Source organism: Chryseobacterium sp. 2987, assembly GCF_031456375.1.
GTDB lineage: Bacteria > Bacteroidota > Bacteroidia > Flavobacteriales > Weeksellaceae > Chryseobacterium > Chryseobacterium vaccae.
This window is the reverse complement of the sequence record NZ_JAVDUN010000005.1, coordinates 469,825-477,254: the sequence shown is the minus strand read 5'-3', so window position 1 is coordinate 477,254 and position 7,430 is coordinate 469,825. Positions and strand designations below refer to the sequence as shown.

At 36.0% G+C, this 7,430-nt stretch carries 6 protein-coding genes; 4 read left to right on the top strand and 2 right to left on the bottom strand.

Features of this window, described 5'->3' with window-relative positions:
• Nucleotides 1-137: 137 nt before the first annotated feature.
• On the bottom strand, nucleotides 138-1,058 hold the full coding sequence (locus tag J2Y40_RS17615) for a bifunctional riboflavin kinase/FAD synthetase (protein ID WP_310000433.1): 921 nt from the start codon (nucleotides 1,056-1,058) through the stop codon (nucleotides 138-140).
• 285 nt (nucleotides 1,059-1,343) lie between these two features.
• Between J2Y40_RS17615 and atpD the strand changes: the two genes are divergently transcribed.
• The 4 genes from atpD (at nucleotide 1,344) to J2Y40_RS17595 (ending at nucleotide 4,924) form a co-directional block, all read left to right on the top strand.
• A complete protein-coding gene (gene atpD, locus J2Y40_RS17610; RefSeq protein WP_153392477.1) occupies nucleotides 1,344-2,852 on the top strand; it encodes a F0F1 ATP synthase subunit beta in 1,509 nt (502 codons plus the stop codon).
• A gap of 88 nt (nucleotides 2,853-2,940) precedes the next feature.
• Complete coding sequence (locus J2Y40_RS17605) at nucleotides 2,941-3,222, top strand: F0F1 ATP synthase subunit epsilon (protein ID WP_153392474.1); 282 nt, start codon at nucleotides 2,941-2,943, stop codon at nucleotides 3,220-3,222.
• Nucleotides 3,223-3,299: 77 nt separating this feature from the next.
• A complete protein-coding gene (locus J2Y40_RS17600; RefSeq protein WP_153392472.1) occupies nucleotides 3,300-4,118 on the top strand; it encodes a hypothetical protein in 819 nt (272 codons plus the stop codon).
• Nucleotides 4,119-4,312: 194 nt separating this feature from the next.
• Nucleotides 4,313-4,924, top strand: coding sequence for a WG repeat-containing protein (locus J2Y40_RS17595; protein ID WP_153392470.1), 612 nt, complete (start codon nucleotides 4,313-4,315; stop codon nucleotides 4,922-4,924).
• Nucleotides 4,925-5,007: 83 nt separating this feature from the next.
• On the opposite strand, the gene J2Y40_RS17590 is transcribed toward J2Y40_RS17595, so the two are convergent.
• Nucleotides 5,008-7,197 carry a radical SAM protein gene (locus J2Y40_RS17590; RefSeq protein WP_153392468.1) on the bottom strand — a complete coding sequence of 730 codons (2,190 nt, stop codon included), beginning with the start codon at nucleotides 7,195-7,197 and terminating at the stop codon, nucleotides 5,008-5,010.
• Nucleotides 7,198-7,430 lie beyond the last annotated feature (233 nt).

The following is a 7,430-nucleotide window of genomic DNA, read 5'->3' as shown; positions in this document are numbered from 1 at the left end:
AAGACTTAATCTAAAAGGAAAGAGTCCGGTACAGTACCGAACTCTTTCATATAATAATATTGTTTAATTTTGTCTAAACTTTTGGGTGCAGTCTATATGAAGTGGATTATTCTGTTATCATTTTATGATTAAAAGTGTTAAAACTTAAACACTTCCGTCAGCCTTTTATCTTCATCCAGCCTCTCAATTAGTTTTTCAAGACCTTCAAATTTAATCTCATCGTGCAGAAAATCTCTGAATTTTACCGTGATCTTTTCACCATAAATATCATCATCAAAATCAAGAATATAAACTTCAACGGTTAGTTTTTCTCCGTTTACCGTAGGATTGGTGCCAATACTTAACATTCCCTTGTGTTGTTGGCCTTTTACTTCAACTTCAACAACATAAGCTCCCTTTTTAGGAAGAAGTTTAAGAGATTCTGTTTCAATATTAGCAGTAGGATACCCAATGGTTCTTCCGATTTTCTTTCCATGAACCACCGTTCCCGAAACAGAGTAGGAGTATCCCAGCATTTCATTGGCTTCCTTTATATTTCCGGCCAGAAGTGCATTGCGGACCTTCGTAGAACTGATATTATTCTCGTGAATATTGATGGCTTCCATCTGTTCAACTTCAAAATCTAGCTCTTTAGACAGTTTTTGAAGAAGCTCAAAGTTTCCGCTTTTATTTTTTCCGAAGGAATGATCGTAGCCGATGATGAGATATTTTACATTTAATTTTTCGATCAGAATCTGGCGGACAAATTCTTCGCCGGTAAGATTTCTGAACTCTTCATCAAATTCTTTCAAAAATAAATGATCAATGCCATATTTTTCAACCAGCTGCTTCTTTTCTTCAAGGGTGTTGAGAAGTTTAAGATCTTCATTAGGGTTGAAAACAAAACGCGGATGCGGCCAAAAAGTAAGGACAGCGGTTTCCAGATTGTTTTCTTTACCTGATTTTATAAGTTCATCAATGATGCTTTTATGTCCCAGATGTACCCCGTCAAACATTCCTAAAGACAGCGCTAGAGGCCTTTGAGAAGAGTAATCTTTAAAATTTTTGAACACTTTCAAAACGGAAAAAATTTTGACTGCAAATATAAAATCTTTATTTTGAATAAGACGAGTTTTAAAGAAGCGATGTTAGGATGCGATAAAATTAATTTGAAATTTTAAAAAGGGATCATTCACATTCAACTTTCCCGTGTTGTCCGCATTCTGCAATCAGTCTATAACAATAAAAAAACTTTCTAATTTTTCCAAACTTATCCCAATCCCAAAAGTATGATAAAAATCTTTTTTTTACCAATTGCGGGTTTATGAAGAATCATTATATTTGCACCAAGAAAAAATTTAGCAATGGCAAACCAAATTAAAGGTAAAATTTCTCAAATTATTGGTCCGGTAATCGACGTTGTCTTTACAGATGTGGAAGCAATTCCAAGTATTTATGACGCGTTAGAAATTACAAAGGAAAACGGTGAAAAAGTAGTCTTAGAAGTAGAGCAGCATATTGGAGAAGATACAGTAAGATGTATCGCAATGGATGCTACAGACGGTCTTAAAAGAGGTCAGGATGTAATTGGATACGGAAATCCTATTACAATGCCTATCGGAGAGGCTGTGAACGGAAGACTATTCAACGTTGTTGGGGATGCTATCGACGGGCTTCAGAATATTTCTAAGGAGGGCGGACTGCCAATCCACAGAGAAGCTCCAAAATTTGATCAACTTTCAACTTCTGCAGAAGTTTTGTTTACAGGTATTAAAGTAATCGACCTTATCGAGCCTTACGCAAAAGGAGGTAAAATTGGTTTGTTCGGTGGTGCCGGGGTAGGTAAAACAGTATTGATCCAGGAGTTGATTAACAATATTGCAAAAGGACACGGAGGTCTTTCTGTATTTGCCGGAGTAGGTGAAAGAACGAGAGAAGGAAATGACCTTTTGAGAGAGATGTTGGAATCCGGAATTATTAAATATGGTGACGAATTCATGCACTCTATGGAAAATGGAGGTTGGGATCTTTCTAAAGTAGATCTTGAAGTAATGAAAGATTCTAAAGCTGCATTCGTGTTCGGTCAGATGAACGAGCCACCAGGTGCAAGAGCGAGAGTAGCACTTTCTGGTCTTACATTAGCTGAGTACTACAGAGATGGTGGTGAAAGCGGACAGGGTAGAGACGTACTTTTCTTCGTAGATAACATCTTCCGTTTTACACAGGCTGGTTCTGAGGTGTCTGCACTTCTTGGTCGTATGCCTTCAGCGGTAGGATATCAGCCAACACTTGCTTCTGAGATGGGAGCAATGCAGGAAAGAATTACTTCAACTAAAAACGGATCTATTACTTCAGTACAGGCGGTATACGTACCTGCGGATGACTTAACTGACCCGGCTCCTGCAACGACGTTTGCTCACTTGGATGCAACTACGGTACTTGACAGAAAGATCGCTTCATTAGGTATCTATCCAGCGGTAGATCCTCTAGCTTCTACTTCAAGAATCCTTGCTCCTGAAATTATCGGTGAAGAACACTACAACTGTGCTCAGAGAGTAAAAGAAATCCTTCAGAGATATAAAGCACTTCAGGATATTATTGCTATTCTTGGTATGGAAGAACTTTCAGAAGAAGATAAATCAGTAGTTTACCGTGCAAGAAAAGTTCAGAGATTCCTATCTCAGCCTTTCCACGTAGCAGAACAGTTTACAGGTATTCCAGGATCTTTGGTAGACATCAAAGATACCATCAAAGGATTCAACATGATCATTGATGGTGAACTAGATCACCTTCCGGAAGCTGCTTTCAACCTGAAAGGAACTATCGAAGAAGCTATCGAAGCTGGACAAAAAATGCTAGCTGAAAACGCTTAATAAATTAGACATAAAGATAACAGATACCAGACATGAGACTTTAAGGTTGTCTGAAATCTGAAATCTGAAATCTTCAAATCTAAATTAAATGAATATAAAAATTTTAACACCAGAATATGTAGTTTTTGAAGGGGAAGTAGACTCTGTACTATTGCCGGGAAAAAGTGGTGAATTTCACATCATGAAAAATCACGCAGGTATCGTTTCTTCTTTGATCGAAGGTAAAGTAAAGCTTTTTGCTAAATCTATTGATGAAGCATATACGAAAAACTTAACTAAAGAAAACGAAAAAGATTCAGCTTTTTCTTACCCTATCAAAAGCGGTGTTGTAGAATTTAATAATAATAAAGGAATTATCCTTTGTGAATAATTAAATGAAAAGCTAAATATATTTTCAAGAAAGTGTAACTTTGTTACACTTTTTTTTATGCCATAAAATCTGATCCTATGAAGAAAGGTGTGATCATATTCTTTGCTGTTCTGGGAATTTGCCTCAATGCCCAGAATTTCAAAACGAAAAGAGGTATTGTAAGTCTTGACGGAGTGCATGTAGCCAAAATTTCAAACAAATCCAGTATTTATACATTTATGGATCTGAAGGAGACCCCGATTTATACAATGGAATTTATAGATAAAAGTATCGTAGATTCTGTAAGAGACAGCTATATCCGGTTGAACAGAGTGTATAACAGGGATAAAACCATAGATCTGGATTACAGTTCACCTTCAGCATTCTCAGGAGAAGAAAAATCGGCGGTTTACACCTCAATAAAAGACTTAAAAATTATCGATAACAAAGGAGTCAACATTAAAAATCTGGATGATATTTTTAAAAATGTCCCGAAAAGAAAGCTGGACAGTAAAACAAAAGATGCTTATTCAACCCGGAACAAAATAGATAAACTGAACATTGAGGTTAATAAAGTTGGTGAGATTTTAAGTAACGGGATTCCCGTAGGCTATTTTACAAATTTACCTGTAAGCTTTGGCTCAGAAGATACTATTACCGATAAAACCTTCGTAGATATTGAAGTGTATGATGCGAAAAGTAAGTTAATAGGACGGTATAGCACAACAATGAAACAAATCAAGACAACGAACGGAAAAATTTTTACCATTTACAGACAAATGTCCGGCAGAGCGGCTCTCCTGAAATTTCCAACCTACAAAGCAATAGCAGAACGAATGGCTATTATGGATCCGAATTTTATTAAAATACAGGAAAAAGTATCTGTGGGTCCCGTTGAGAAACAAACTTCACAATAATAAGGCTATAATAAAATGGGTTTTAACTCATTTTTTCTAATAAGAATCTTTCGAACAACAGTGGAGGAACACTCTATTATAAACAATTTATTCAATTGCGACGGGTTTCAACCCGTCGAAAAAATAGATTAAGCAAAGCTACAGTTTTCCAATGCATTAAATTTTTTCATTAACTTTCATACAAAATACAGCCTATGAAAGTTTTGATTTTCCTGTTATTGTTTTCGTTTTCAGTCTTTTCAGCACAAAAATTCCAGATCATTTATCAGAATAATGATTATTCTACAGCTTATATTGCTGATAAAAACGGCAAAGTAATTAGAAAACTGGATGATTCTTTCCGTTTGAATTACAGGCCTGAAACATTGGGATATTTTTCAATCTTTTCAATTCGGGGTGAAGAAGGCTGGACAGCAGTCGATATTAATGGAAAGAAGTTATTTCAGGTTTTGAATACCGAAAAAGGAACACCAAGCCCTGATGATGTGATTAATAATAAAATAAGAATTGTCGGCAAAAACGGTAAAATAGGCTTTGCAGATGGAAAGGGCAAAATAGTTATCCAGCCGCAATTTGAAATAGTTTCTTCTTTTCATAAAGGGAAAGCAATTATTGGAAAAGAATGTAAAGATGTTCTATGGAATGATCACCCCGGAGAAACGGACTGTCAACATTATTATACCCAATGCGAAAACTACGGCTATATTAATGACAAAGGAAAGGTTATAGAATTCGGAAAATATTCCTTCGAAGAAATTGCAGAAAAAATTAAATGGAAACAGGATTACTCAGATGTTATTCCATAAAAATCTGCTCAATCTGAAAAATCTGCGAGAAAAAATATTTAAATCATTAAAATTAAATTTCCTGCTCAATTTTATCTCAAAAATTAAAGCGATAAAATAACCCCATTTTCTTTCAGTTGCTGCATAGGTTTTGAAAACCAGAACAATTCAAAATCCTCAAAATTTTCTTCAAAATCATTCTTAAGTTGTTGAATAGTAGCTTTCTTCGAATTATTCACGGAATTTTCTTTGAGAATAGCCATCAGCCATTCCGCTTTTTCCTGCTCCAGTTCTACCTTCACAATATTCGTTTTTAAGTGGAATGTAAGCAGCGTAAATGTACCGGAGTATTTCTTTTTATTTTTTACACGATTCTCAGCGATTACGTTTTGGGTTAAAAAGATAATTTTTGAGCTGTTTTTCAGGCTGAAGGTTTCATCTTCCAAAAGACAGTCATGAATGTGGTCCGGATGAATAGTTGTTCTCGGAATTTTAAAATCAAACCATTCCTGAAGCGGAAGTTCAAAATTGACTCCATGCATATAATTGAAAAGAGATTTTTTCAGACCGAAACTGAATTGGCTATGATCAATTCCGGTTTTATCCTTAAAGTCAATATCATTATGAGCAAACAGAATTTTTTCCTTTACGGGAATCACTCCGAATTCCTCAGGACGAAGTCCGACAGGTGAGTGGGCAGTCATGGCAAACTGATGCCAGAATCCGCTTTGAAGAATTCCCATCTCAAACATCTGTCTTACCATTTCCAAAGAGTCTACAGTTTCCTGAATGGTCTGAGTAGGGTAGCCATACATCAGGTAAGCATGAACCATGATTCCGGCTTCTGTGAAATTTCTGGTTACTTTGGCTACCTGTTCTACGGAAACCCCTTTGTCAATTAATTGCAAAAGTCTGTCACTGGCTACTTCCAGCCCTCCTGAAACAGCAACACATCCTGAAAGTTTCAACAGATAACAAAGATCTCCGGTGAAACTTTTTTCAAAACGGATGTTGGTCCACCAGGTAACGACCAGATTTCTTCGCAAAATTTCCAGGGCAACCTCCCGCATTAAGGCTGGTGGGGCGGCTTCGTCTACAAAATGAAATCCTGTTTCACCAGTTGTTCTAATGAGTTCTTCCATTCTGTCAACCAGAATTTTTGCAGAAATGGGTTCATAGATTTTAATATAATCCAGGGAAATATCACAGAATGTACATTTCCCCCAATAGCAGCCGTGGGCCATGGTCAGTTTATTCCATCTCCCGTCGCTCCATAAACTGTGCATGGGATTGGCGATTTCAATGACTGAGATATATTGGTCTAACTGAAGATCCGTATAGTCAGGAGTTCCGATATCAGCTTGTTTATAATCGTGTCGTTTAGAATTATTCTTATAAACAACTTCTTGATTTTCAATTAAAAAAGTTCTTTTGTATTCCTGATTTTCTTTAGGATTGATTACATTTTCATGAAGAAGTTCAAGAGGAATTTCACCATCATCCAATGTAATAAAATCAAAAAATTCAAATACTCTCTGATCTTTGATCTCCCTTAGTTCTGTATTGGGAAAGCCACCACCCATTGCTGTTTTGATGTGTGGATAGTTCTTTTTAATCCATTGGGCACATCTGAATCCTGCATATAGATTTCCCGGAAAAGGAACTGAAAAACAAACCAGTTTAGGCTGTACTATTTCCAGCTTTTCCTCAAGAATTTCTAAAGTGAAATCATCAATAAAAGTCTGTTTATCTGATAACTTTGAATACAATTCATCAAATGAATTGGCACTTTTTCCCAGACGTTCGGCGTATCTGCTGAAACCAAAATCGGGGTCGATATTTTCTACAATATAATCAGAAATATCTTCCAGATATAAAGTGGCAAGATGCTTGGCTTTATCCTGAAGACCCATGTTTCCGAAAGCAAATTCCATATCATCCAATTGGTTGAAACGGGAAGCTTCGGGAAGAAAATTCATGCTGCAGATCTGTCTTGCCAAAGTTGGTGTTTTTCCCTGCAGAAAAGGAATGACCTGATCTATCGTTTTTAAATATTCCTCTTTTAAAGCAAAAATTCGCTGTGAATTTTCAGAAACAGCCTGAAGATCGATCTGCTGGTCAAAAATCCGCTGGATTCCGTTTTTTGAAAAGAGTTTCAAAATAACATCAATTCCTAAATCAACCTGGTAACTGGAAATATTTTTGGTATTCAAAAACCCTTTAATATAAGCTGTTGCCGGATAAGGAGTATTGAGCTGGGTAAAAGGCGGAGTGATAAGAAGAAGATCTTTCAACAGGAATTTTTTACAAATTTATTTTTAGGATTCAGTTAAATATGAGAAAATATAATCCGTTTTGCTTTGATAAACAGATGGTTATGGTTTTAAATGATCTCTGTTAACTGTTCGTCAAAGATAGACAATTTGTGCTGTATATTGCAAACCCTGAATTTGATTTATAGACAGATATTTTATTTCTCCTTGATTTGCAGATTGAACAGATTTTTCGTTGGAATACACAAGGTTGT